The sequence below is a fragment of the Microbacterium phycohabitans genome (assembly GCF_032464935.1).
GTDB classification, from domain to species: domain Bacteria; phylum Actinomycetota; class Actinomycetes; order Actinomycetales; family Microbacteriaceae; genus Microbacterium; species Microbacterium phycohabitans.
Genome location: NZ_JAWDIT010000006.1, coordinates 72,545 through 94,809, shown reverse-complemented (window position 1 = coordinate 94,809; position 22,265 = coordinate 72,545). Strand labels below are relative to the sequence as shown.

Genomic DNA, 22,265 nt, shown 5'->3' with positions numbered 1-22,265 from the left:
GACGGCCCCCTGTGAGCCCGGGGAGCGGCTCACCCCGACCTCATCCCAGAACGGCGAGCCAGACCGTCGCGGGCTGCTCCCACTGCGCGTAGCGGTCGGGGTAGGCCGAGATCTGCACCGCCTGGGCGGCGTCGGCGTAGGGCAGCGACTCCCAGCCCGGGATGTCGAGCAGACCCCGGGGCGCCGGGCCGTTGGGATCGCTCGACCCGCCGTAGAACACCCGTGTCGAGCGCTCGCGGTCGAGGATCTGCTCGGCGCTGCCCCATCCGGCGCTGGGTCGCTGCTGGAAGAGTCCGAGGGAATCGCGGTCACCCCAGTCGAGGTTGCGCAGCCACGATTCCTGCATCGCGGTTCCGAGGGCGATCAGGATGCCGCGGTCGGAGACGCCGAGCTCGCGTCCGATGCGGATGATGAGGCGCGCGTTCTCGCTCTGCTCGGCGTCCAGTCCCGGAGCGGTCGCGGGGCCGACGGAGGCGGGGGCCGGAGCGGGGGCCGGGGAGGCCGCGGAGGAGGGGATCTGCAGGACGTCGCCCGGGTAGATGATCGACGCCCGGCTGAGGCCGTTCGCCGCGAGCACGGCGTCGACCGACACGCCGGCGGCCCGGGCGATGGCCGAGACGGTGTCGCCGGGGCGCACCTCGTGCGTCGTCAGCGCCGGGGCCTGGGGCGGGGCGGGGGCGGCCAGGGCGGCTGCGGCGACCGTGAGGGCGAGGACCTGGCCGGGGCGGATCATCGCGTCGGCGCCGAGGCCGTTCGCCGCGCTCACCGCCGCGGGGTCGAGACCGTGCGCTCGGGCGATCGCCCACACGGTGTCGCCGGGCTGGACGGTGTACGTCGCCGCAGCGATCGTCGCGGCGAGCGGAGCGATCGGTCCGACCGCGCGCGGTGCGGGAGGGATGACGGCGAGCGCCGGCGCCGGGGGAGCGGCGTGCGCCGCGTTCTCCCCCGTCAGGGTGAGGGCGATGGTTCCGGCCACGGCGGCCGGCCACACCGCGGCGGCGGGCCAGGAGCTCGCGCGCCGAGAGGGCAGGGGGGACAGCGGGAGTCGTCTCATGGTGGGGGGATTCCGTTCTTCCGACTGCCCGCCACCGTGACACGCGTCGTGACGGATGTCAACGCATGAGGCTCCTGTGACGGATGTGAAAGCGGCTCGTCGTCACGCCGCCGAGGGAACCGGGCCACGAGGGATGAGATCATGGCTCTGTGACCGACACCTCCCGTTACCCCACCGACTGGCTGACGATCCCCGACCTGGTGGAACTCCTCGACGAGTCCCTGGGGCGCGTGCGCCGGCTCATCGACGAGAACTATCTCGTGGGCTCGCGCCGCGACGGCGTGTTCAAGATCCCCGCGGTGTTCCTCGCGGACGGGCGTCCGCTGCCGGCGCTGCGCGGCACGATCATCGTGTTGCACGACGCGGGCTTCGACCCCGACGAGACCATCGACTGGCTCCTCACCCCCGAGGAGACCATCGGCATGGCGCCCATCGAGGCGCTCCTGGCCGGTCGCAAGAGCGAGGTGCGACGGGTCGCCGCGACCCTCGCCTGAGCGCCTGAGCGCCTGAGCGCCTGAGCGCCTGAGCGCCTGAGCGCCTGCTCGACGCCGTCGGGCGGTCGCTCGACGTGGTGTCATCGCCGCGCGGTCGCCCGCGGGGACGCCGCCGCATCGACGCGAGCGCTGGCCGAGCGGGCGCTCAGGCGGTGCGCTGAGTGGCCGCCGTCGCGAGCGCGCGCAGTTCCGCGACCGCCTCGGCGCCGAGCGGGGCGTCGGCGAGGGCGTCGTCCGCGCGGCGGGCGTAATCGGCGATGAGCTCCTCGGTGCGCGCGAGTGCGCCGGTGTCGACGATGGTGCGCTGCAGGATGCCGACTTGCTCGGCATCCAACGCCGGATCGCCGAGCAGCGCGTCGACGTTTCGCCGGTCCTCGGGCGCGAGGCGCTCGCGGGCGTAGGCGACCAGCACCGTGCGCTTGCCCTCGCGGAGGTCGTCGCCCACGGGCTTGCCGGTCTCGGCGGTGTCCCCGAACACGCCCAGCACGTCGTCGCGCAACTGGAACGCCATGCCCACGTCGTGTCCGAAGCGGCCCAGCGCGGCCAGCTGCGCGTCATCGGCACCCGCGAGGGCGGCGCCGATCTGGAGGGGCTGCTGGATGCTGTACCGCGCCGACTTGTACGAGGCCACCCGCAGCGCCCGATCGGCGTGGGTGTCGTCGGGGTAGACGGTGTACGCGGACTCCTCGGCCACGTCGAGGAACTGGCCGATCGTGACGTCGCGGCGCATCTGCGCGTAGGCCCGTCGGGTCGCCGCCGCCGTCGGCGCGTCGGCGAGCCCCTCCTCGAGCAGATCGTCGCTCCAGGCGACGAGCAGATCGCCCAGGAGGATGGCACCCGAGCGACCGAAGGCATCGGAGTCGCCGGTCCAGCCGGCCGCGCGGTGGCCGTTCTGCAGGGCACGATGGGCGGCCGGCTGCCCTCGGCGGGTGTCGGAGTTGTCGACGAGATCGTCGTGGACGAGGGCGGCGGCGTGGAAGATCTCGAGCGCCGTCGCCACGGCGAGGGCGGCGTCGTCGAAGCGTCGTGGGCCGCCCGCGACGGAGTGCCATCCGGTGAGGCAGAACCGTGCGCGCAGACGCTTGCCGCCGCGCAACGCGGACGCTCCGGAGCGGGTGAGGGTCTCGGCCTCGGGACCCAGGGCGGAGGCGTACGATAGCTGTTCGGAGAGGAACTTGTCGAGTCGCTGGGAAACAGCTTCGATCGGTTCCGGGGAGGTCGTCACGGGCCTAGCCTAGTGATCCACGCCGCACGTAGAATCGTCCGCACCACACCATAGAGGGGGATGCATGCCACTCTCCGAACAGGAGCAGCGCCTGCTTGATGAGATGGAGCGCCATCTCATGAGCAACGACACCGATGTCGTTTCCGCTCCCAGTCGCGCCCTCAGCTACCGCAACATCGTCCTCGGGTCGATCCTCGTCCTCGCCGGTCTCGGCGCCCTCGTGGTGGGTGTCTCGATCGGCTTCAACACGGGGTTCCTCGGCATCGCGGTCGGCGTCCTGGGCTTCCTCCTCATGGTGGGCGGCGTCGTGTTCGCCGTCACCCCCACGCGAGGCTCCGCTCCCCTCTCGAAGCAGTCTCCCAAGGCTCGTGCGCCTCGCGCCGCAGGCTCGTCGTTCATGGACCGCATGAACGACCGCTGGGACCGACGTCGCGAAGGCCCGTAAGCCTCCTCCATCTCTTCTGAAAGCACCGGCTCCTCGGAGCCGGTGCTTTTTTTCGTGCGCCCGCGTCGGCCCCCGCTTCTCGACGCCACGCCGCGAGACGCCGCGTACCCGCCGGTCGGCCGTCCCGGCGTCGCTTGTCGAAGCCACGCCGCGAGACTCCGCGTACCCGCTGCTCGGCCGTCCCGGCGTCGCTTCTCGACGCCACGCTGCGAGACTCCGCGTACCCGCCGCTCGGGCGTCGCGGCCTCGCTTCTCGACGCCACGCTGCGAGACTCCGCGACCCGCTGCTCGGGCGTCCCGGCGCGCGACGACATGGCGAAGCGGCATCCCGCCGACGGCCCTGTTGCAGGATCTCGCGTCCTGATCGTGGGGATGCCGTCTCGCGGCCGTGCGGGCCGGGGGAGCGCGGAATCCCTCCCTTTCCCTCCACCGGAGGCCGCGTCGACGGCATTCGCCGCGGAAAGACGCGGTCGCTTCCGGACTCGATGGATGAGCGGAACAGAGTACACGGGGGAGCGCTCGCCCAGAAGACCCCTCTTTTCGATAGCGAAGTGGAGGGTGGTGGAGTAAAGTGGGGGAAACTTCGCAGGCCGGACGAAGGGGGTGGACGCCCGAATGCTGCTCGGCACGCACACTCCCAAGCTCGACGACAAAGGGCGCGTCATCCTGCCCGCGAAGTTCCGCGACGATCTCGGCGCCGGAGTGGTGATCACCCGGGGGCAGGACCGCTGCCTCTACGTGTTCAGCACCGAGGAGTTCGAGCGCGTGCACGAGCGGATCCGCGAGGCTCCGCTCAGCAACAAGCAGGCCCGTGACTTCCTGCGCATGTTCCTCTCGGGGGCCAGCGCAGAGAAGCCCGACAGCCAGAACCGCATCACCGTCCCCCCGGCGCTGCGCACCTATGCCGGCCTCGGTCGCGAGCTCGTGATCACGGGTGTCGGCGCCCACGCGGAGATCTGGGACGCCGAGGCGTGGAACACCTACGCCGAGAGCAATGAAGAGACGTACGCCGAGATGGAGCAGGAGGTGATCCCGGGACTGTTCTGACCCTCCGGCTGTGATGCCCAGCCGCTCGCCCTGTCACACTTCCCCGGTGCCAGGTCGATGCGGGTGGGGATCAGAGCCGAAGGATCGGCCCCGATCATCATGGACATCCGCGACATCCACACCCCCGTCCTCCTCGAGCGCTGCGCCGAGCTGCTCGGGCCCGCCCTGCAGATGCCCGGCTCCGTCTTCGTCGACGGCACGCTCGGCATGGGCGGGCACTCCGAGGCGTTCCTCGAGCGCTTCCCGAACGCCCGCCTGATCGGCCTCGACCGCGACACCGACGCCCTGCGCATCGCCGGGGAGCGGCTCGCCCGCTTCGGCGACCGCGTGACCCTGGTGCACACCGTTTACGACGGGATCGCCGAGGCGGTGGCCGCCGCCGGCGTCGACAAGGTCGACGGCATCCTGTTCGACCTCGGCGTGTCGTCGCTGCAGCTCGACGAGGCCTCTCGCGGCTTCGCCTACGCGCAGGACGCCCCGCTCGACATGCGGATGGACCAGACCGCCGGCATCACCGCCGCGGAGGTGCTCGCCACCTACGGCGAAGGCGACCTCCGCCGCATCTTCGAGCGCTACGGCGAGGAGAAGCTCGCCGGGCGCTACGCGCGGGCCATCATCGCCGCGCGCGCCGTTGCACCGCTCGAGCGCTCCGGCCAGCTGGTCGACGTGCTGCAGGCGGCGACGCCGGCCGCGGTGCTGCGCGAGCGGCATCCTGCCAAGCGCGTCTTCCAGGCCCTGCGCATCGAGGTCAACGCCGAGCTGTCCGTTCTCGAACGCACGATCCCGGCCGCGTTGAGCGTGCTCGGGGTGGGCGGACGCATCGTGGTGCTGTCGTACCAGTCGCTCGAAGACCGCCTCGTGAAGCGCGTCTTCGCCGACGCCTCGACCTCGACCGCTCCCCGGGGCCTCCCCGTCGAGCTCCCCGAGCACGCCCCGAAGTTCCGCCTCCTCGTGCGGGGAGCCGAACTCGCCGGCGACGAGGAACGAGCCGCCAACCCCCGTGCCACCCCCGTGCGCCTGCGCGCGGCCGAGAGGATCCAGGAGGACGCATGAGCGCATCCACGGCCATCGACCCCCGGGCCGTCTCCCCGGATCTGCCGTCGCCCGTCCGCGAGCGGCGACTGGCCGTCGTCCCGTCGGCCGCGCGTCGACGTGCGCCGCGCCGACTGTTCGGCGTCATCGCCGTCGCGGGCGCGCTGGTGATCGTCCTCGTGCAGATGGGGCTCGGCATCCTCACCACCCAGAGCTCCTTCGAGATCGCCGCCCTCACGCAGCAGCAGCGCGACCTGACCTATCAGAAGCAGATCCTGAACGACGAGAGCGCCGGACTCAGCTCGCCCCAGTACCTCGCGGCAAACGCGGCCGCGCTCGGCATGGTCATCGACGAATCGCCCACCTACCTGCGTCTGAGCGACGGCGCGGTGATCGGCTCCGGCAAGCCGGCCGACACGACCTCATCGGTGGATGCCATGGGTCGCGGGTCCGTGCGCAACGCCCTCATCGCGGGAGTGCCGCTGGTAACCGATCCCTCGGCGGCGACGACCGAGACCGGCTCCGCGGCCCCGACCGCGCCCGCCGACTCCGCGCCGGACGCGGCGACCACGACGACCGAATCGGCGACACCCCCGTCGATCAGCGACGGTCTGCCGACTCCCGCGACACGATGAGACCCATGACGACCACCATCTCCCGCTCCCCGCGGCGTCGGACCGTCGTCGCCCTCTCGATCGTGCTGATCGTGCTCGTCGCCTTCGTCGTGCGCCTCGTCGACATCCAGGTGGTCAACGCCCGGACGCACGTGAGCGACTCCCTCGCGATGGGCCTGGAGAACTCCCGCATCGAATACGCCTCGCGCGGCTCGATCGTCGACGAGAACGGCGTGGTGCTCGCCTCCGCCGTCAACCGCTACGACGTGCAGGTCGACCCGATGCTGGCGGCCAAAGGCATCACCACCGTCGACGCCGGGGGCGACGACGATTCCGGGACCACCACCGCCTGGCCCGAACTCGCGGCCCAGATCGCGGCCGTCACCGGACAGGATGCCGCCGAGGTCGAGAAGATCGTCACGGATGCCGTGGCCGACAACCCCGACTCCCGCTACGCGATGATCGCCAAGAACGTCTCGACCGAGCAGTACCGCGCCCTGGCAGAGCTGAAGCTGCCGTTCCTGAGCTTCCCGCCCCAGTCGGGTCGGGTCTACCCCGACGGCGCGGTCGGCGGCAACCTGCTCGGATTCGTCGGCAGCGACGGTCAGCCCCTCGCCGGTCTCGAGAACGCCGACAACGACTGCCTCGCCTCCACCAACGGCAAGGTCGTCTTCCAGCAGAGCCGTGACGGCGTCGTGCTACCCGGCACCGAGGTGGTCACCCAGCCTGCCGTGGACGGCGGGACGCTGAAGCTCACCATCGACCGCGACCTGCAGTGGTACCTCGGCCAGCTGATCGCCGAGCAGGTGCAGAACACCGGATCGCTGCGCGGGACGATCACCGTCGTCGAGGCGAAGACCGGCAAGATCCGGGCCCTCGCCGAGTATCCCTCGGTCGACCCCAACGACCCCACGGCCACCCCCGTGGACGACCGGGGGAGCCGTGCGTTCTCGAGCCCGTTCGAACCGGGCTCGACCTTCAAGGCGCTCACCACGGCGATCGGCCTCGACAGCGGGTCGTACACCCCCGAGACGACCGTCACGGCCTCGTCGCGCGAGGTTCTCGGCGGTGACGCCCGCGTGTCCGACGCATTCTCGCACGGCCCGAACACCTACACGCCCACGGGCGTGCTGATCGACTCCTCGAACGTCGGCATCTCGAAGTTCGCCGAGATGATCCCGAAGCAGACGCGCTTCGACTACCTGCAGAAGTTCGGCATGGGCTCGCTCAGCTCGATCGACTTCCCCGGCGAGTCGGCCGGCATCCTGCACCCCGTCGGCGACTGGGACACGCAGACCTTCTACAACACCGCGTTCGGGCAGGGCCTGTCGGTCACCGTCCCGCAGCTCGTCGGCGCCTACCAGACCATCGCGAACGGCGGCGTGAAGATCCCGCTGTCGCTGGTGGAGGGCTGCACGGCGGCCGACGGCACCGTCACCGACGCGCCCTCGACCGAGGGGACGCAGGTCATCTCCGCCGCGACGGCGAAAGAGGTCGGCCTCATGCTCGAGAACGTCGCCACCCAGGGCGAACTGGCCAGCAAGATCGCCATCCCGGGCTACCGCCTCGCGATCAAGACCGGAACCGGCGAGAAGGTCGACGAGAACACCGGTGCCTACAAGCCCGACGCGTACTTCACCACGATGATCGGTTTCGCCCCCGCCGACGACCCGCAGTACGTCGTCGCGGTCAACCTCGACGAACCGCGGACGGTAAAATCGTCGGCGGCCACCGCCCCCGCGTTCCAGAAGGCGATGACGCAGGTTCTCAAGACCTACCGTGTCATCCCGTCGGGAACCACGACCCCCGAACTGCCCAAGTTCGGCTGAGACACCGCCGACGCCGGTCTCGTCTCGGTAACGAATGCGACACGGAAAGGGCGTCCGCACAGCAATGATCTCCACCAGCCTCTCCCACCTCGCCGACGTGCTCGGCGGGCGCCTCGTGCTCCGTCGTGACGACACCCCCGACACGACGGTCTCGGGCCTGGTCGACACCGACTCGCGCCTCATCGAGCCCGGCGGCGTCTTCGTGGCGAAGCCCGGTGAGACCACGGACGGGCACCTCTTCGTCAGCAAGGCGATCGAGCGGGGAGCCGCTCTGGCCCTCGTGGAGCGCGAGCTCGACGACGAGGTGAGCCAGATCGTCGTCGGCGACGTCGTCGAGGCCCTCGCAGCCCTCGCGCGGGACAACGTGGCCCGCGTCCGGGCGGGCGGCGCTCTGCAGGTCGTCGGCATCACCGGGTCGAACGGCAAGACGACGACCAAGAACATGCTCGCGCGCATCCTCGAAGACGAGGGGCCCACGGTCGCCCCGCGCGCCTCGTTCAACAACGAGGTCGGCGCGCCCCTGACGATGCTGCGCGTGGAGGAGGACACCCGCTTCCTCGTCAGCGAGTTCGGCGCGAGCGCCCCGGGCGCGATCGCCCGGCTCGCCGGTCTGGTGACCCCCGACGTCGGCGTCGTGCTCATGGTGGGCATGGCCCACGCCGGCGGCTTCGGCGGCATCGAGTCGACGTTCCACGCGAAAAGCGAGCTCGTGAAGGCCACCCGCGAGGGCGGACTCGCGGTGCTCAACGCCGACGACCCGCGCGTGGCGGCGATGGAGCCGATCGCGCGCGAGCGCGGGCAGGACGTCCGCTGGTTCGGTCGCGGCGAGCGGGCCGTGGTGCGCGCCCTCGACGTCGAGGTCACGGCATCCGGGACCCGAGCCGACCTCATGGTCGACGGGCAGGCCCACACCCTCACCCTGCGGGTGCTGGGCGAGCACCACGTCATGAACGCCCTCGCCGCGATCGCCGCGGCGACCGCCCTGGGCGTCTCCGCCGCCGACGCGATCGCGCGCGTCGAGACGCTCGAGATCGCGGAGCGCTGGCGCATGCAGCCGATGGGCTCCGACCGGGTGCGCATCATCAACGACGCCTACAACGCCAGCCCCGACTCGATGGCCGCCGCTCTGCGCACCCTCGCGCAGATCACCGGGCCCGACGAACGCACCGTCGCCGTCCTCGGCGCGATGAGCGAGCTGGGGGAGTACGCCGACGAGGAGCACGACCGTGTCGGACTGCTCGCCGTGCGGCTGCGCATCCAGCGCATCGTCGTCATCGGGCCCGAGGCGCGCCGCATGTACCTCGAGGCGATCGCGCAGGGCTCGTGGGACGGCGAGGCCGTCTTCTTCGCCGACGCCGACGCCGCGTACGACTACCTCTCGACCGAGCTGCGCGACGGCGACCGCGTGCTGGTGAAGTCGTCCAACTCGGCGGGGCTCCGTCACCTCGGCGATCGACTCGGGGAGCTGTTCGCGTGAGATCACTTCTGACGTCGGCGGCGATCTCGCTCGCCTTCACCCTCTTCCTGACGCCGGTGTTCCTCCGGTGGTTCCGCAAATGGGGCTGGGGGCAGGTCATCCGCACCCCCGAGAACGTGCACAACCCCTCGCACGGAGCCAAACGCGGCACGCCCACGATGGGCGGCACGATCTTCATCTCCGGCACGATCGTGGGCTACTTCATCGGCTCGTACGCCGGCAACAACCCGCCAACGGTTTCGGGGCTGCTCGTGCTGTGGCTCATGCTCGGTTTCGGTGTCGTCGGCTTCATCGACGACTACATGAAGGTGCGCCACCAGAACAGCCTCGGCTTGTCGGGTTGGCGCAAGATCCTCGGCCAGGTGCTGGTCGTGGTGCCGTTCGCCGTCGTCGCACTGAACTTCCCCAATTCCTTCGGTCAGACGGCCGCGTCGGAGTACATCTCCGTCTTCCGCGACATCCAGGTGCTCTCGCTGTTCGCGCTGGGTCCGATCCTCGGGTGGCTGCTGTACCTCGCCTGGATCTCGCTCATCGGCACCGCAACATCCAACTCGGTCAACGTCGCCGACGGACTCGACGGACTCGCGGCGGGCTCGGGCATCTTCGTCGTCGGCGCCTACAGCCTCATGGCGTTCTGGCAGAACAAGCAGATGTGCGCCGACGTGCTCGACCCGACCGTGCAGGCCGGATGCTACGCCGTGCGCGATCCGTTCGACCTCGCCATCGTGTCGGCCTCGTTCGTGGGGGCGCTCGTCGGGTTCCTCTGGTGGAACGCCCCCAAGGCCAAGGTCTTCATGGGCGACTGCGGCTCGATGGCGATCGGCGGTGTCATCGCGGCGCTGGCGATCTTCACCCGCACCGAGCTGCTGCTCGTGCTCATCGCCGGCGTCTACGTCATCGCTTCGGGCTCGGTGATCCTCCAGCGGGCCTACTTCAAGATCACCAAGGGCAAGAGACTCTTCCTCATGAGTCCCTTGCATCATCACCTCGAGATGCGGGGGTGGCCCGAGGTCACCATCGTCGTGCGCATGTGGATCATCGCCGGGCTGCTCGCCGTCTCGGGCATCGGATTCTTCTACGTCGAATGGCTCGCACGCGTATGACCGACCTCTCTTCCCTCACCAGCTGGCACGCCGACTGGAAGGGTCTGCGCGTCGTCGTTCTGGGCCTGTCGGTGACGGGCTTCTCGGTGGCCGACACGCTCTCGGAGCTCGGCGCCGAGGTGCTCGTGGCCACCGAGCGGGCGGATGCCGAGTACGGCCGCCTCTTGCCGGTGCTGGGCGTCGGCCTGTACGAAGGACCGCTGGACACCATTCCCACCGAGGTGAGCGCGTTCGCCCCGGAGGTGGTCATCGCCTCCCCGGGGTTCCCCCCTCACCACCCCGTGATCCGGTGGACGCGCGAGCAGGGCATCGCCCTGTGGGGCGACGTGGAGCTGGCCTGGCGCGTGCGCGACAAGGTCGTGCGGGCCGACGGCCGACCGGCGGACTGGGTGCTGATCACCGGCACGAACGGAAAGACCACCACCACCCGGCTGACCGCCGAGATGCTCGTGACGGCGGGCCTGCGCGCGGCGCCGGTGGGCAACATCGGCACGCCGGTGCTCGACGCCGTGCGCGACCCCGGGGGCTTCGACGCGCTCGTGGTCGAGCTCTCGAGCCACCAGCTCTGGTACCTCAACCTGCAGACCGGGCCCGACGCCCTGTCACCGCACGCCGCGGTGTGCCTGAACCTCGCCGACGACCATCTCGAGTGGCACGGCGGTGCCGACGCATACCGCGACGCCAAGGCGGGCGTCTACGCCCGCACCCGCGTGGCGTGCGTCTACAACAAGGCCGACGTCGCCACGCGCGAGATGGTCGAGGACGCCGAAGTGGTCGAGGGTGCCCGTGCCATCGGCTTCGACCTCGGCGTGCCGGGGCCGAGCGACCTCGGCGTCGTCGACGGCATCCTCGTCGACCGGGCCTTCCTCGAAGAACGTGCGACCTCGGCCCTCGAGCTCACGACGGTCGCCGACCTGGCGGCTCGCGGACTCGCGGCGCCGCACATGGTCGCCAACATCCTCGCGGCATCCGCTCTCGCCCGATCCCTCGGAGCCACCCCGGCGCACATCTTCGACACGCTCGAACGCTTCCGCCTCGACCCGCACCGCATCCAGGTCGTCGGCGCGCACGCCGGCGTGACGTGGGTCGACGACTCCAAGGCGACCAACCCGCACGCGGCGGCCTCGTCGCTCGCCGCCTACCCCGGCGCGGTGTGGGTGGTCGGCGGCCTGCTGAAGGGCGTCGACCTGTCCGATCTCGTCCGGGCGCGCGGCGCGGGAGTGCGCGCCGTTATCGTCATCGGCACCGAGCGCACCGACATCGTCTCGGCGTTCGCGCGACACGCCCCCGCGGTGCCGCTGTTCGAGGTCGACCACGCCGAGACTGAAGACGTCATGGCGCAGGTCGTCGAACTGGCGGCGGGTGTGGCCCGGGACGGAGACACGGTTCTCCTGGCTCCCGCGGCGGCATCCTTCGATCAGTTCGCGTCCTACTCCGACCGCGGCGATCGCTTCGCCGATGCGGTGCGGGCGTGGATCGCCGGCCAGGACGACGGAGCAGCTCGACCGACCGACTGAGGGGACCACGCGTGACCACGACGGCACCCCCTCCTCGGCAGACCCCCGACGAGCAGCCGGAGCGCAGGGGTCTCATCGCGCGCGTCTCACTGGGCCGGGCGTTCCGACCCGTCGCGGGAGAGTTCCTGCTCATCGCCTCCGCGGCGCTGCTGCTGACCGGCTTCGGGCTCGTGATGGTGCTGTCGGCGACCTCCGCCCTCGACGGCGGACAGAGCCCCTTCGACCACGTCATCAAGCAGGGCGTGTTCGCGGTCGTCGGCATCCCGTTGATGTTCGTGCTGAGCCGCGCGCGCATGAGCTTCTGGAAGAAGATCGCGTGGCCGGCGCTCATCCTCGCGACCATGTTCCAGATGCTCGTCTACGTCCCGGGGTTGGGCATCGCCTCGTACGGCAATCGCAACTGGGTGCAGATCGCCGGCTTCCAGTTCCAGCCCGCCGAGTTCCTCAAGCTCACGCTCGCGCTGTGGATGGGCGCGGTGCTCTATCGCAAGCGTCGACTGCTGACCTCCTGGAAGCACGTCTTCATCCCCGTCGTCCCGGTCTCGGTGCTCGTGATCGGCACGGTGCTGGGCGGCAAAGACCTCGGTACCGTCATGATCCTCGTGCTCGTGGTGCTCGGGGCGCTGTTCTTCGCCGGGATCAAGCTGCGGATGTTCATCGTGCCCGCGGTGCTGGCTCTCGCGGTGGTGCTGCTGTCGGCCGTCGGCAGCGAGAATCGCATGGCCCGCATCGCGAGCCTGTTCAATCCCGACGACGCCTCGTGCTACTACACCTCGTGCTATCAGTCCCTGCACGGCATCTGGGGGCTCGCCAGCGGGGGCCTGCTGGGGCTCGGCCTGGGCAACTCGAAGGAGAAGTACGACTGGCTCCCGGCGGCGGCCAACGACTACATCTTCGCCATCATCGGCGAGGAGCTGGGCCTGGTCGGCTGCATCGTGGTGCTCGTGCTGTTCGCGGTCTTCGCCGTCGGTGCGTTCCGCATCATCCGGCGGACCGACGACAGCTTCGTGCGCATCGTCGCCGGCGCGATCACCCTGTGGATCGTCGGTCAGGCCCTGGTGAACATCGGCGTCGTGCTGCGCATCTTCCCGGTGCTCGGTGTGCCGCTGCCGTTCATGTCGCAAGGCGGAACGTCGCTGCTGTCGGTGCTCATCGCGTGCGGCGTGCTTCTGTCGTGCGCGCGCACCCTTCCCGACCAGCGCGAGGTCGCGGACGCGCGCCCGGCCCGACCCGCCGCTCCGGCGCGACGCCCGGGTCGTCGGGGCTGAGCGCCTGCCGTCGCGGTCCGCGCGCGGCGGCTGAGGGCGCACCTCGACCCGCCGCCGGCGCGATGCCCGTGTCGCGGCGGCCGATCGGCGCTCGCGACCTGGTTAGGGTCGTGGAGTGACGACTTACCTCCTTGCCGGCGGCGGCACCGCCGGGCACGTGAACCCCCTGCTCGCGGTCGCCGACGGTCTGCGCGCGCGCGACGCGGACGCCGACGTCCTCGTGCTCGGTACCCGCGAGGGCCTCGAGTCGCGCTTGGTCCCGCTGCGCGGGTACGAGCTGCTCACCATCGCGAAGGTCCCGTTCCCGCGGCGTCCCAATCGCGCCGCGGCGGTCTTCCCCGCCCGCTTCCTGCGCGCGGTCGCCGACGTGCGCCGTCTGATCCGCGGGCGCGGCGTCGATGCGGTGGTCGGCTTCGGCGGCTACGCGGCGGCGCCGGCGTACATCGCCGCGCGCCGCGAGCGGGTGCCGTTCATCGTGCACGAGGCCAACGCCAAGCCGGGGCTCGCCAACGTGCTGGGCGCCCGCGCGGCGGCCGGAGTGGGCGTCGCCTTCGCCGGGACGCCGCTGCGCGGGGCGCGGGAGGTCGGGATGCCGTTGCGCCGCGAGGTCGTCGAGCTCGACGCCTCCGCCCTCCGGGCCGAGGCGGCCGCGCACTTCGGTCTCACCGCCGACCGTCCGACGCTGCTCGTCTTCGGCGGCTCCCTCGGCGCTCTGCGGCTCAACACCGCGTTCGAGGGCGCGTGGCGCGACGTGCTCGACGCCGGATGGCAGCTGCTGCACGTGACCGGACAGAACTCCGACATGCCCGACCCGGGTGCCGAGGGCTACGCCGTGGTCCGGTACGTCGACCGGATGGATCTCGCCTTCGCCCTGGCCGATTTCGTCGTGTCGCGCTCGGGCGCCGCCACCGTCAGCGAGATCAACGCGCTCGGCATCCCCGCCGTGTACGTGCCCTATGCCGTCGGCAACGGCGAGCAGAGCCTGAACGCCGCCGCCTCCGTCCGTGCCGGTGCGGCGCTGCTCATCCCCGACGCGGAGTTCACCCCCGACCGGGTGCGCGCCGAGGTCGTTCCGTTGCTCACCGACGACGGGCGTCGCACCGCGATGCGCGACGCGGCCGCGCGCACCGGCATCCGCACGGGTACCGAGAACGTCATCGCGATGATCGACGAGGCCCTGGCCCGCTGAGCCCCCGTCGCGACGCGGCGGGGCCGAGGGGGATGCCGTTCGTGCCGGGCACGCCCTCGCCGGCGGGTGCCGATCGCGAAGCCCCGCGCCCGCCAGCGCGGCGGAGGCGTTGCGCAGGATCGGCGACGTAAACTCACTCACGCCATGATCAGACCCGACCTGAGCCTCCCCATCCCCGAGACCATCACCTCCGCGCACTTCATCGGCGTGGGGGGATCGGGCATGTCCGGCCTCGCCCGTATGTTCCTCGACCGCGGGATCCGGGTCTCCGGCTCCGACCGGGCCGACAGCGCCGCCCTGCGCGACCTCGCCGCCCGCGGCGCGACCGTTCATGTGGGTCACGACGCCGCCCACCTGGGCGATGCCGACACGGTCGTGCACACCGGGGCGATCTGGCCCGAGAACCCCGAGTTCGTCACCGCCAAGCAGCGGGGACTGCACGTGATCCACCGCTCTCAGGCGCTGCACTGGCTGATCGGCGGGCGCCGCCTCGTCTCGGTCGCCGGAGCCCACGGCAAGACCACGTCCACCGGCATGATCGTCACCGCCCTGCGCGCCCTCGAACTCGACCCGACGTTCGTCAACGGCGGCGTCATCGCCGATCTCGGCGCCTCGAGCGGCACCGGCTCCGACGACCTCGTCGTCATCGAGGCCGACGAGTCCGACGGGACCTTCGAGCTGTACGACACCTCCGTCGCCCTCATCACCAACGTCGACCCCGACCACCTCGACCACTACGGCTCGCGCGACGCGTTCGACGCCGCGTTCGCCCGTTTCGCGGATGCCGCGAGCGAGGCCGTCGTCATCTCGGCCGACGATCCCGGAGCCCGCGCCGTCCGCGAGCGCATCACCCACGCCAACGTCGTCACCTTCGGCGAGGACGAGAGCGCCGACGTGCGGCTCAGCGGCATCCGGACCGAGGGTCCCGTCGCCTTCACGCTGACCGCGGGCGAGGAGAGCGTCGAGGTGCGTCTGCGCGTTCCGGGCGCCCACAACGCCGTCAACGCCGCGGGCGCCGTCGCGGTGCTGCGCGTTCTCGGTCATGCGCTGGCCGACGCGGCGCGCGCCGTGGAGGGCTTCGGCGGCACGGTGCGACGCTTCGAGCTGCACGGCGTCGAGCACGGCGTGAGCGTCTACGACGATTACGCGCACCACCCGACCGAGGTGGCGGCCGCCCTGTCGGCTGCGCGCACGGTCGTGGGGGAGGGGCGCCTGATCGCGATCCAGCAGCCGCACACCTACTCGCGCACGCAGGAGATGTTCCGCGAGTTCGCCGAGGTGCTCGAGTCGCACGCCGACCACACCGTCATGCTCGACGTGTACGGCGCGCGCGAGGATCCCGTGCCCGGGGTGACGGGGGAGCTCGTCAGCGGTGCCTTCGCCGACCCCTCGCATGTGCACTACGTGCCCGACTGGCAGGCCGCCGCCGACTACACCGCCGAGATCGCCCGCCCCGGCGACTACGTCATCACCCTCGGTTGCGGCAACGTCTACCAGATCATCCCGCAGGTGCTCCAGGCCCTGTCCCGCGCCGAGGCGCCGGCGGTCTGAACGTGCGTCGGCCCTCGCCCCTGCCTCCGCCCCCGGAGTCCGAGAGCGCCGCGGCGAGAGCCCGGAGCGAGCGCTCGTCCGCGACGGCGTCACGCGAGGGGGTCCGCGACGAGCGGCGGGACTCCACCACCGGCGACGACCGGCGCGCACCCGAGGCGCAGCATCCCGCGTCCGAGACCGCCCCGGTCCTCCCGCTCGTCCGCGCCGCCGACGCCTCGACGGCCCGGGAGCCGCTCGCCCCCGAACGATCGGCGGCGGATGCCGAGGGTGCGAGCCTGCGCGACGTGTGGCGGGCCTCGCGTGCCCGACGCCGAGCCCTGTCGGCCGAGGTCAAGCGCTTCACCGTGCGCCAGCGTCGTCGCCGGCGCGTGTGGATCGGCGTGGGCGCGGCCTTCCTCGTCATGGTGCTCGGCACCGCCGGAGCGGCCTACAGCCCGCTGTTCGCGGTGGAGCGCATCGACGTCGTCGGCACCTCGCAGCTCGACCCGGCCGCGGTCGCCGACGCTCTGAGCGCTCAGGTCGGAACGCCGCTGGCGATGGTCGACGACAGCGCGGTGAAGGCCGCGCTGGTGCGCTTCCCCCTCGTGGAGTCGTACACGCTCGAGGCGCGACCGCCGCACGACCTGGTCGTGAACGTGGTCGAGCGCACGCCCATCGGCGCCCTGCAGACACCGGCCGGTTTCACCGTGGTGGATGCCGCCGGCGTCGCGCTGTCGACCACCCCCGACGCCCCGGCGGGGCAGCCCCTGCTCGAGATCAGCGGCGGCACCGCGTCGGCGGCCTTCCATGCGGCCGGTCGCGTTATGCGCGCCCTGCCCGACGCGGTGCGCGCGCAGGTCACCGGCGTGACGGCATCCACTCCGGACGACGTCACGCTCACCCTCGGCGCGACGGGGTCGCGCGTGGTGTGGGGCAGCGCCGACCGGTCGGCCGAGAAGGCGATCGTGCTCGACCGTCTGATGACGCAGAGCCCGGCCGATCGCGCCAAGGAGTACGACGTGACCTCGCCCGAGGCGGGCGTCGTCCGCTGATCTCGAAGGCGATCGTCCGACACTCCGCGTGTCGAGCGAGCCGTGTCGGTTCGGCGACCTACCTTCGGACTAAGGAATTGCATACCGGGCAATTCTTTAACCCTCAACATGAGGTTTAGAGTTTCGGGTTCGGGGACAAATGGAGGCCGGCATGAGCCACAACCAGAACTACCTCGCCGTGATCAAGGTCGTCGGTGTGGGCGGGGGCGGCGTCAATGCCGTCAACCGCATGATCGAGCTCGGCCTGCGCGGCGTGGAGTTCATCGCGATCAACACCGACGCGCAGGCGCTGCTCATGAGCGACGCCGACGTCAAGCTCGACGTGGGCCGCGAGCTCACGCGCGGCCTGGGCGCCGGTGCGGATCCCGAGGTGGGCCGTCGTGCCGCCGAGGACCACGCCGAGGAGATCGAGGAGGCCCTTCGCGGGGCCGACATGGTCTTCGTGACCGCGGGTGAGGGCGGCGGAACGGGCACCGGCGGCGCCCCCGTCGTGGCCAAGATCGCCAAGTCGATCGGCGCGCTGACGATCGGTGTCGTCACCAAGCCCTTCTCCTTCGAGGGCCGCCGTCGCCAGAGCCAGGCCGAGGCGGGCGTCGGGCGCCTGAAGGAAGAGGTCGACACCCTCATCGTCGTCCCCAACGACCGCCTGCTCGAGATCAGCGACCGCGGCATCTCGATGATCGAGGCCTTCGCCACGGCCGACCAGGTGCTGCTCGCCGGTGTCCAGGGCATCACCGACCTCATCACCACCCCGGGTCTGATCAACCTCGACTTCGCCGACGTCAAGTCGGTGATGCAGGGCGCCGGCTCCGCGCTCATGGGCATCGGTTCCTCGCGGGGAGCCGACCGCGCGATCAAGGCGGCCGAGCTCGCCGTGGAGTCGCCGCTGCTCGAAGCCTCGATCGAGGGCGCCCACGGCGTGCTCCTGTCGATCCAGGGCGGATCGAACCTCGGCATCTTCGAGATCAACGACGCCGCGCAGCTGGTGAAGGAGGCCGCGCACCCCGAGGCCAACATCATCTTCGGTACGGTCATCGACGACACCCTCGGCGACGAGGTGCGCGTGACGGTCATCGCAGCCGGCTTCGACGGGGGAGAGCCCTCCCTGCGCATCGACGCCGTCGGCGCGCAGCGTCCGGCCTCGGCGCCGGTGGTGCCGGTGATCCCCGCCGACGACGTGGCTCGCGACCTCGACGCCGCGGAGGAGCAGAAGGCCGCCACGGAGCGCGCTCCCGAGCGTCGTCCCGAGCCCGCGCCCGTCACCGCGCGCGTGCCCGAGACCTCGTACGACAACGGCTACGCCGACGACGACCTCGACGTGCCCGACTTCCTGAAGTAAGCATCACCCGAGTACGCACGAACTCTCCGACGAAAGCGGGTCCGGTCTCCACCGGGCCCGCTCTCGTCGTCGAAGGAGCAGCATGGACACCGCTCTCGCCGATCGGCTCGCCGCCGTCGACGCGCGCATCCAGGATGCCGCCCGCTCCGCGGGCCGCGATCCCGCCGGCATCACCCGCATCGTGGTGACGAAATTCCACCCGGCGTCCCTCGTGATCGATCTGCACGCCCTGGGGGTGCGCGACGTGGGCGAGAACCGGCAGCAGGAGCTCACCGCCAAGCGCGCAGAGCTCGATGGCATCCGGGATCTGACCTGGCACTTCATCGGGCAGGCGCAGACGAACAAGGCCCGCGCCGTGCGGGCGGCGGCCGATGCCGTGCACTCGGTCGATCGAGAGCGCATCGCCGACGCGCTCGATGCGGCGGGCGGCGACGCGCCGCTCGATGTCCTGCTGCAGGTGAATCTCACCGACGATACCGGCCGCGGAGGCGTCGCCCCCGACGGGGTGGAGGCTCTCGCGACGCACGTCGCCGCTCTGCCGAGCCTTCGTCTGCGCGGGGTCATGGCGGTCGCTCCCCTGGACGAGGAGCCCGCGCGGGCCTTCGAGCGGCTCCGGCGTTCGGCCGATGCGGTCCGCGCCGTCGTAGCGGACGCCGTGTGGATCTCCGCGGGCATGACGGGCGATTTCCCCGAGGCGATCGCGATGGGCGCGACACACCTGCGGATCGGCTCCGCAATCACGGGTCCGAGGCCCGTGCGCGACTAGCCTCGGACCAGACGATCGAACGGAGGATGCGATGTCGAACCCGCTGAAGAAGACGATGGTGTACCTGGGCCTCGCGGACGAGGAAGAGACCTACGAGGAGACGGCGCCGCAGCCCATCGCGCGCAAGCAGACGGCACCCACCGCTGCTCCCCTCGAGAAGGCCGCTCCGGTGACGCCGCTGCACCGCCCCGCCGTGGTGCGCCAGCCGTCGGCCGGTCCGGTCAGCGAGATCCTCACGGTGCACCCCAAGCAGTACCGCGACGCCCAGACGATCGCGGAGAACTTCCGCGAGGGCATCCCGGTCATCATCAACCTGTCGCAGATGAGCGACGCCGACGCGCGTCGCCTGATCGACTTCGCGAGCGGACTCTCGCTCGGGCTGTACGGCCGCATCGAGCGGGTGACGAGCAAGGTCTTCCTGCTCTCGCCCGAGAACATCGCCGTGTCCGGCGACGGTGCGATCGCGCAGGCCGACCCCGAGGCTGCGCCGTTCGCGTCCCAGTAAGCGATCGTGGCCGTCCTGAGCCTGGTCGGCTCCATCCTCAGCGCGCTGCTGTTCATCTACATCGTGCTGCTGCTCGCGCGCCTCGTGCTCGAGTACATCCCCATGTTCAACAGGGAGTGGCGCCCGCGCGGTGCCACGCTCGTGTTGGCTGAGATCGTCTACACCGTGACGGATCCGCCCATCAAGCTGGTCCGCCGCATCATCCCACCCCTGCGCATCGGGGGGATCGCGATCGATTTCGGATTCGCGATCGTCATGTTCGTCTGCTTCATGCTGCTGAGCGTGACGCGGTCCCTCGCGGCCGCGTGAGCGTCCGCCGCCGTCCTCTCGACAGTGCCCTTCGACACTGACGGAGGGCGGCGGCTATGCTGTTCCGAAGCGGTACGCCCCGGTGCGACACCCCCAACAGTTCCGAATCAGAGCTCTCGAAAGAGGAAACACCATGGCACTGACCCCCGATGACGTCGTCACCAAGCAGTTCCAGCACGTGCGCTTCAAGGAGGGCTTCGACCCCGACGAGGTCGACGACTTCCTCGACGAGATCGTCGTCGAGTGGCGCAAGACCATCGCCGAGAACGAGGAGCTGAAGGCCAAGCTCGCCGCGTTCGAGTCCGGTGAGGCCGCTCCGGCCACGGTCGCCGCTCCGGTGGCCGAGGAGCCCAAGGCCGAGGAGCCCGCTCCGGTCGAGACCCCCGCGCCGGCCCCCGCCGCCCCGGTGTCCTCCGACGCCGAGCCCGCCGCGCAGAGCGCCGGCATCATCGAGCTCGCGCAGCGTCTGCACGACGAGCACGTCGCAGAGGGCAAGGCCCAGCGCGACCAGCTCATCGGCGAGGCGCAGGCGCAGGCGGCATCCATCGTCGCCGAGGCCGAGCAGAAGGGCCGCGAGGAGCGCGCCCGTCTCGAAAAGGAGCGCGTGACGCTCGAGAGCCGCATCACCGAGCTGCGCAACTTCGAGCGCGACTACCGCTCGCAGCTGCGTTCGTACATCGAGGGTCAGCTCCGCGACCTCGACACCACCGCGTCGTCGTCGGGCTCCACGCCCGTGTCGGCGATCGGCCTGTAAGTCGACAGACTCTTTGCGCAGTCGATCTCCTCTGCGACCGGCGGCGGCCGGCATCGTCATCGCGATCCTCGCGGTGGTGGTGCTGGCCGCCGACCAGTTGGCGAAGACCGTCGCCATCGACAACCTCCCCCCGGAGCGCGTCGTGCCGGTGCTCGGTGACGCCCTGCAGTTCTACCTCGTCCGAAACCCCGGCGCCGCGTTCTCGCTCGGCGAAGGGGTGACCTGGCTGTTCACGATCGCCCTCGCGGTCGTGGCGGCCATCATCGTCTTCCTCGCCCTCCGCCGTGTGCGATCGCGCCTGTGGGCCGTCGTGCTCGGGCTGCTGCTGGGCGGGGTCCTCGGCAACCTCACCGACCGCCTGCTCCGCGAGCCGGGTTTCCCCGTCGGGCACGTCGTCGACTTCATCTCGACGCCGTGGATGATGCCGGCGATCTACAACGTCGCCGACATCTTCATCGTGTCGATGATGATCTCCGTCGCGATCCTCGTGCTCTTCGGGCTCCGCCTCGACGGCACCCGTGAAACGCGCGCATCGCGCGCCGCCGAGGCCCAGGCCGCCGGTGACGTCGACGCGTCCTCCGACCCCGGCCCGCGCTGACGTGGACTCCCGCAGCCTCCCCGTCCCCGACGGGCTCGACGGAACGCGCATCGACCAGGCTCTGGCCAAGATGCTCGGGTTCTCCCGCACCTTCGCGGCCGAGGTTGCCGACGCCGGGGGCGTGAGCGTCGACGGCCGAACGGCCGGACGATCCGACCGTCTCCGTGCCGGTTCGTGGCTCACGGTCGAGTGGGAACCCAAACGCGAGCCCGAGATCGTGCCCGTCGCGGTTCCCGATCTCGGCATCGTGCACGACGACGACGACATCGTCGTGGTCGACAAGCCCGCCGGGGTCGCGGCGCACCCGTCCCTCGGATGGGAGGGGCCGACCGTGCTCGGCGCCCTCGCCGCGGCGGGCTTCCGCATCGCCACGAGCGGTCCGGCCGAGCGACGCGGGATCGTGCACCGTCTCGACGCGGGGACGAGCGGTCTGATGGTCGTCGCGAAGACCGAACGCGCTTACACCCTGCTCAAGAGCTCGTTCAAAGAGCGCGAGGTCGACAAGATCTACCACGCGGTGGTCCAGGGGCATCCCGATCCGCTCGCCGGGACCATCGACGCGCCCATCGGTCGCCACCCGCACCACTCGTGGAAGTTCGCCGTCACCCCCGACGGCAAGGACTCGGTCACCCATTACGAGACCCTCGAGGCCTTCCCCCGCGCGTCGCTGCTCGAGATCCATCTCGAGACCGGTCGCACGCACCAGATCCGCGTGCACATGGCCGCTCACCGGCATCCGTGCGCCGGCGATCCGCTCTACGGTGCCGACCCGACGCTCTCCTCGCGCCTGGGGCTCACCCGCCAGTGGCTGCACGCCCACCGGCTCGCCTTCACGCATCCCGGCACGGGGGAGTGGGTCGAGTTCGAGTCGCCCTACCCGGCCGACCTGGCGCGGGCACTCGAGATCCTCGGCGACGGCGTCTGATACCGCGCCGAGCGGGTCGGCGTCGCGTGCTGCGCGGTCGGTCGCAGGGGCCGATCCGGGACGGATGCCACGCGTGGCCCCGCTCGCCGACCCCTCCGCATATCGCGGTCCGTGCTCTGCTCGCGCGGTCGCACGGCGACGCGCCCGGGAGGGCGGTGCCGACTGGGCGTCCGCCCCGAACATCCACGGCCGA

General features: G+C 71.0%; 22 protein-coding genes. 20 read left to right on the top strand and 2 right to left on the bottom strand.

The window, feature by feature from the left end:
• Positions 1-40 precede the first annotated feature (40 nt).
• A complete protein-coding gene (locus RWH44_RS15255) occupies positions 41-1,054 on the bottom strand; it encodes a LysM peptidoglycan-binding domain-containing protein (RefSeq protein ID WP_316005237.1) in 1,014 nt (337 codons plus the stop codon).
• A gap of 149 nt (positions 1,055-1,203) precedes the next feature.
• Here RWH44_RS15255 and RWH44_RS15250 point away from each other — a divergent pair, with 149 nt between their 5' ends.
• A complete protein-coding gene (locus RWH44_RS15250; RefSeq protein ID WP_298875471.1) occupies positions 1,204-1,548 on the top strand; it encodes an Rv2175c family DNA-binding protein in 345 nt (114 codons plus the stop codon).
• A 145-nt stretch (positions 1,549-1,693) separates the two neighbouring features.
• On the opposite strand, the gene RWH44_RS15245 is transcribed toward RWH44_RS15250, so the two are convergent.
• Positions 1,694-2,773 carry a polyprenyl synthetase family protein gene (locus tag RWH44_RS15245; protein WP_316005236.1) on the bottom strand — a complete coding sequence of 360 codons (1,080 nt, stop codon included), beginning with the start codon at positions 2,771-2,773 and terminating at the stop codon, positions 1,694-1,696.
• Positions 2,774-2,837: 64 nt separating this feature from the next.
• Here RWH44_RS15245 and RWH44_RS15240 point away from each other — a divergent pair, with 64 nt between their 5' ends.
• The 19 genes from RWH44_RS15240 (at position 2,838) to RWH44_RS15150 (ending at position 22,072) form a co-directional block, all read left to right on the top strand.
• Positions 2,838-3,218 (top strand): SCO2097 family morphological protein, encoded by a 381-nt coding sequence (locus RWH44_RS15240; RefSeq protein ID WP_298875476.1) that lies wholly within the window; start codon positions 2,838-2,840, stop codon positions 3,216-3,218.
• Positions 3,219-3,833: 615 nt separating this feature from the next.
• Positions 3,834-4,265: a division/cell wall cluster transcriptional repressor MraZ gene (mraZ, locus tag RWH44_RS15235; protein WP_298875785.1), complete on the top strand. Its 432-nt coding sequence runs from the start codon at positions 3,834-3,836 to the stop codon at positions 4,263-4,265.
• 99 nt (positions 4,266-4,364) lie between these two features.
• Entirely contained in the window at positions 4,365-5,318 is a 954-nt protein-coding gene (gene rsmH / locus RWH44_RS15230; protein ID WP_316005235.1) for a 16S rRNA (cytosine(1402)-N(4))-methyltransferase RsmH, read from the top strand.
• On the top strand, positions 5,315-5,932 hold the full coding sequence (gene ftsL, locus RWH44_RS15225; RefSeq protein WP_316005234.1) for a cell division protein FtsL: 618 nt from the start codon (positions 5,315-5,317) through the stop codon (positions 5,930-5,932). Before rsmH ends, ftsL begins: the two co-directional genes overlap by 4 nt.
• Before the next feature lie 5 nt (positions 5,933-5,937).
• Positions 5,938-7,740 (top strand): peptidoglycan D,D-transpeptidase FtsI family protein, encoded by a 1,803-nt coding sequence (locus RWH44_RS15220; RefSeq protein WP_316005233.1) that lies wholly within the window; start codon positions 5,938-5,940, stop codon positions 7,738-7,740.
• A gap of 64 nt (positions 7,741-7,804) precedes the next feature.
• Positions 7,805-9,217 (top strand): UDP-N-acetylmuramoyl-tripeptide--D-alanyl-D-alanine ligase, encoded by a 1,413-nt coding sequence (locus RWH44_RS15215; protein ID WP_316005232.1) that lies wholly within the window; start codon positions 7,805-7,807, stop codon positions 9,215-9,217.
• Positions 9,214-10,320 carry a phospho-N-acetylmuramoyl-pentapeptide-transferase gene (gene mraY / locus RWH44_RS15210; protein WP_298875491.1) on the top strand — a complete coding sequence of 369 codons (1,107 nt, stop codon included), beginning with the start codon at positions 9,214-9,216 and terminating at the stop codon, positions 10,318-10,320. Before RWH44_RS15215 ends, mraY begins: the two co-directional genes overlap by 4 nt.
• A complete protein-coding gene (gene murD / locus RWH44_RS15205) occupies positions 10,317-11,837 on the top strand; it encodes a UDP-N-acetylmuramoyl-L-alanine--D-glutamate ligase (protein WP_316005231.1) in 1,521 nt (506 codons plus the stop codon). Before mraY ends, murD begins: the two co-directional genes overlap by 4 nt.
• Positions 11,838-11,848: 11 nt before the next feature.
• Positions 11,849-13,105 carry a putative lipid II flippase FtsW gene (gene ftsW / locus RWH44_RS15200; RefSeq protein WP_316005230.1) on the top strand — a complete coding sequence of 419 codons (1,257 nt, stop codon included), beginning with the start codon at positions 11,849-11,851 and terminating at the stop codon, positions 13,103-13,105.
• 115 nt (positions 13,106-13,220) lie between these two features.
• Positions 13,221-14,294, top strand: a complete 1,074-nt coding sequence (locus RWH44_RS15195; RefSeq protein WP_316005229.1) for a UDP-N-acetylglucosamine--N-acetylmuramyl-(pentapeptide) pyrophosphoryl-undecaprenol N-acetylglucosamine transferase — start codon at positions 13,221-13,223, stop codon at positions 14,292-14,294.
• Between the two features lie 144 nt (positions 14,295-14,438).
• Positions 14,439-15,845, top strand: a complete 1,407-nt coding sequence (gene murC, locus RWH44_RS15190) for a UDP-N-acetylmuramate--L-alanine ligase (protein ID WP_298875501.1) — start codon at positions 14,439-14,441, stop codon at positions 15,843-15,845.
• A gap of 2 nt (positions 15,846-15,847) precedes the next feature.
• Positions 15,848-16,876 carry an FtsQ-type POTRA domain-containing protein gene (locus tag RWH44_RS15185; protein ID WP_316005228.1) on the top strand — a complete coding sequence of 343 codons (1,029 nt, stop codon included), beginning with the start codon at positions 15,848-15,850 and terminating at the stop codon, positions 16,874-16,876.
• Between the two features lie 151 nt (positions 16,877-17,027).
• Positions 17,028-18,215 (top strand): cell division protein FtsZ, encoded by a 1,188-nt coding sequence (gene ftsZ / locus RWH44_RS15180; protein ID WP_076674902.1) that lies wholly within the window; start codon positions 17,028-17,030, stop codon positions 18,213-18,215.
• An 82-nt stretch (positions 18,216-18,297) separates the two neighbouring features.
• Positions 18,298-18,981, top strand: coding sequence for a YggS family pyridoxal phosphate-dependent enzyme (locus RWH44_RS15175; RefSeq protein WP_316005227.1), 684 nt, complete (start codon positions 18,298-18,300; stop codon positions 18,979-18,981).
• A gap of 31 nt (positions 18,982-19,012) precedes the next feature.
• Entirely contained in the window at positions 19,013-19,486 is a 474-nt protein-coding gene (locus RWH44_RS15170; protein WP_298875515.1) for a cell division protein SepF, read from the top strand.
• A gap of 6 nt (positions 19,487-19,492) precedes the next feature.
• Positions 19,493-19,795 (top strand): YggT family protein, encoded by a 303-nt coding sequence (locus RWH44_RS15165; protein WP_298875518.1) that lies wholly within the window; start codon positions 19,493-19,495, stop codon positions 19,793-19,795.
• A gap of 133 nt (positions 19,796-19,928) precedes the next feature.
• A complete protein-coding gene (locus RWH44_RS15160; RefSeq protein WP_298875520.1) occupies positions 19,929-20,549 on the top strand; it encodes a DivIVA domain-containing protein in 621 nt (206 codons plus the stop codon).
• Between the two features lie 13 nt (positions 20,550-20,562).
• Positions 20,563-21,147, top strand: coding sequence for a signal peptidase II (lspA, locus tag RWH44_RS15155; protein WP_316005226.1), 585 nt, complete (start codon positions 20,563-20,565; stop codon positions 21,145-21,147).
• A gap of 1 nt (position 21,148) precedes the next feature.
• Positions 21,149-22,072, top strand: coding sequence for an RluA family pseudouridine synthase (locus tag RWH44_RS15150; protein ID WP_316005225.1), 924 nt, complete (start codon positions 21,149-21,151; stop codon positions 22,070-22,072).
• Positions 22,073-22,265: the final 193 nt, after the last annotated feature.

Coding starts and splice junctions, on each gene's coding strand:
- RWH44_RS15255 (WP_316005237.1), bottom strand. CDS start 1,054: ATGAGACGACTCCCGCTGTCCCCCCTGCCCTCTCGGCGCGCGAGCTCC.
- RWH44_RS15240 (WP_298875476.1), top strand. CDS start 2,838: ATGCCACTCTCCGAACAGGAGCAGCGCCTGCTTGATGAGATGGAGCGC.
- mraZ (WP_298875785.1), top strand. CDS start 3,834: ATGCTGCTCGGCACGCACACTCCCAAGCTCGACGACAAAGGGCGCGTC.
- rsmH (WP_316005235.1), top strand. CDS start 4,365: ATGGACATCCGCGACATCCACACCCCCGTCCTCCTCGAGCGCTGCGCC.
- ftsL (WP_316005234.1), top strand. CDS start 5,315: ATGAGCGCATCCACGGCCATCGACCCCCGGGCCGTCTCCCCGGATCTG.
- RWH44_RS15220 (WP_316005233.1), top strand. CDS start 5,938: ATGACGACCACCATCTCCCGCTCCCCGCGGCGTCGGACCGTCGTCGCC.
- RWH44_RS15215 (WP_316005232.1), top strand. CDS start 7,805: ATGATCTCCACCAGCCTCTCCCACCTCGCCGACGTGCTCGGCGGGCGC.
- murD (WP_316005231.1), top strand. CDS start 10,317: ATGACCGACCTCTCTTCCCTCACCAGCTGGCACGCCGACTGGAAGGGT.
- murC (WP_298875501.1), top strand. CDS start 14,439: ATGATCAGACCCGACCTGAGCCTCCCCATCCCCGAGACCATCACCTCC.
- ftsZ (WP_076674902.1), top strand. CDS start 17,028: ATGAGCCACAACCAGAACTACCTCGCCGTGATCAAGGTCGTCGGTGTG.
- RWH44_RS15175 (WP_316005227.1), top strand. CDS start 18,298: ATGGACACCGCTCTCGCCGATCGGCTCGCCGCCGTCGACGCGCGCATC.
- RWH44_RS15170 (WP_298875515.1), top strand. CDS start 19,013: ATGTCGAACCCGCTGAAGAAGACGATGGTGTACCTGGGCCTCGCGGAC.
- RWH44_RS15160 (WP_298875520.1), top strand. CDS start 19,929: ATGGCACTGACCCCCGATGACGTCGTCACCAAGCAGTTCCAGCACGTG.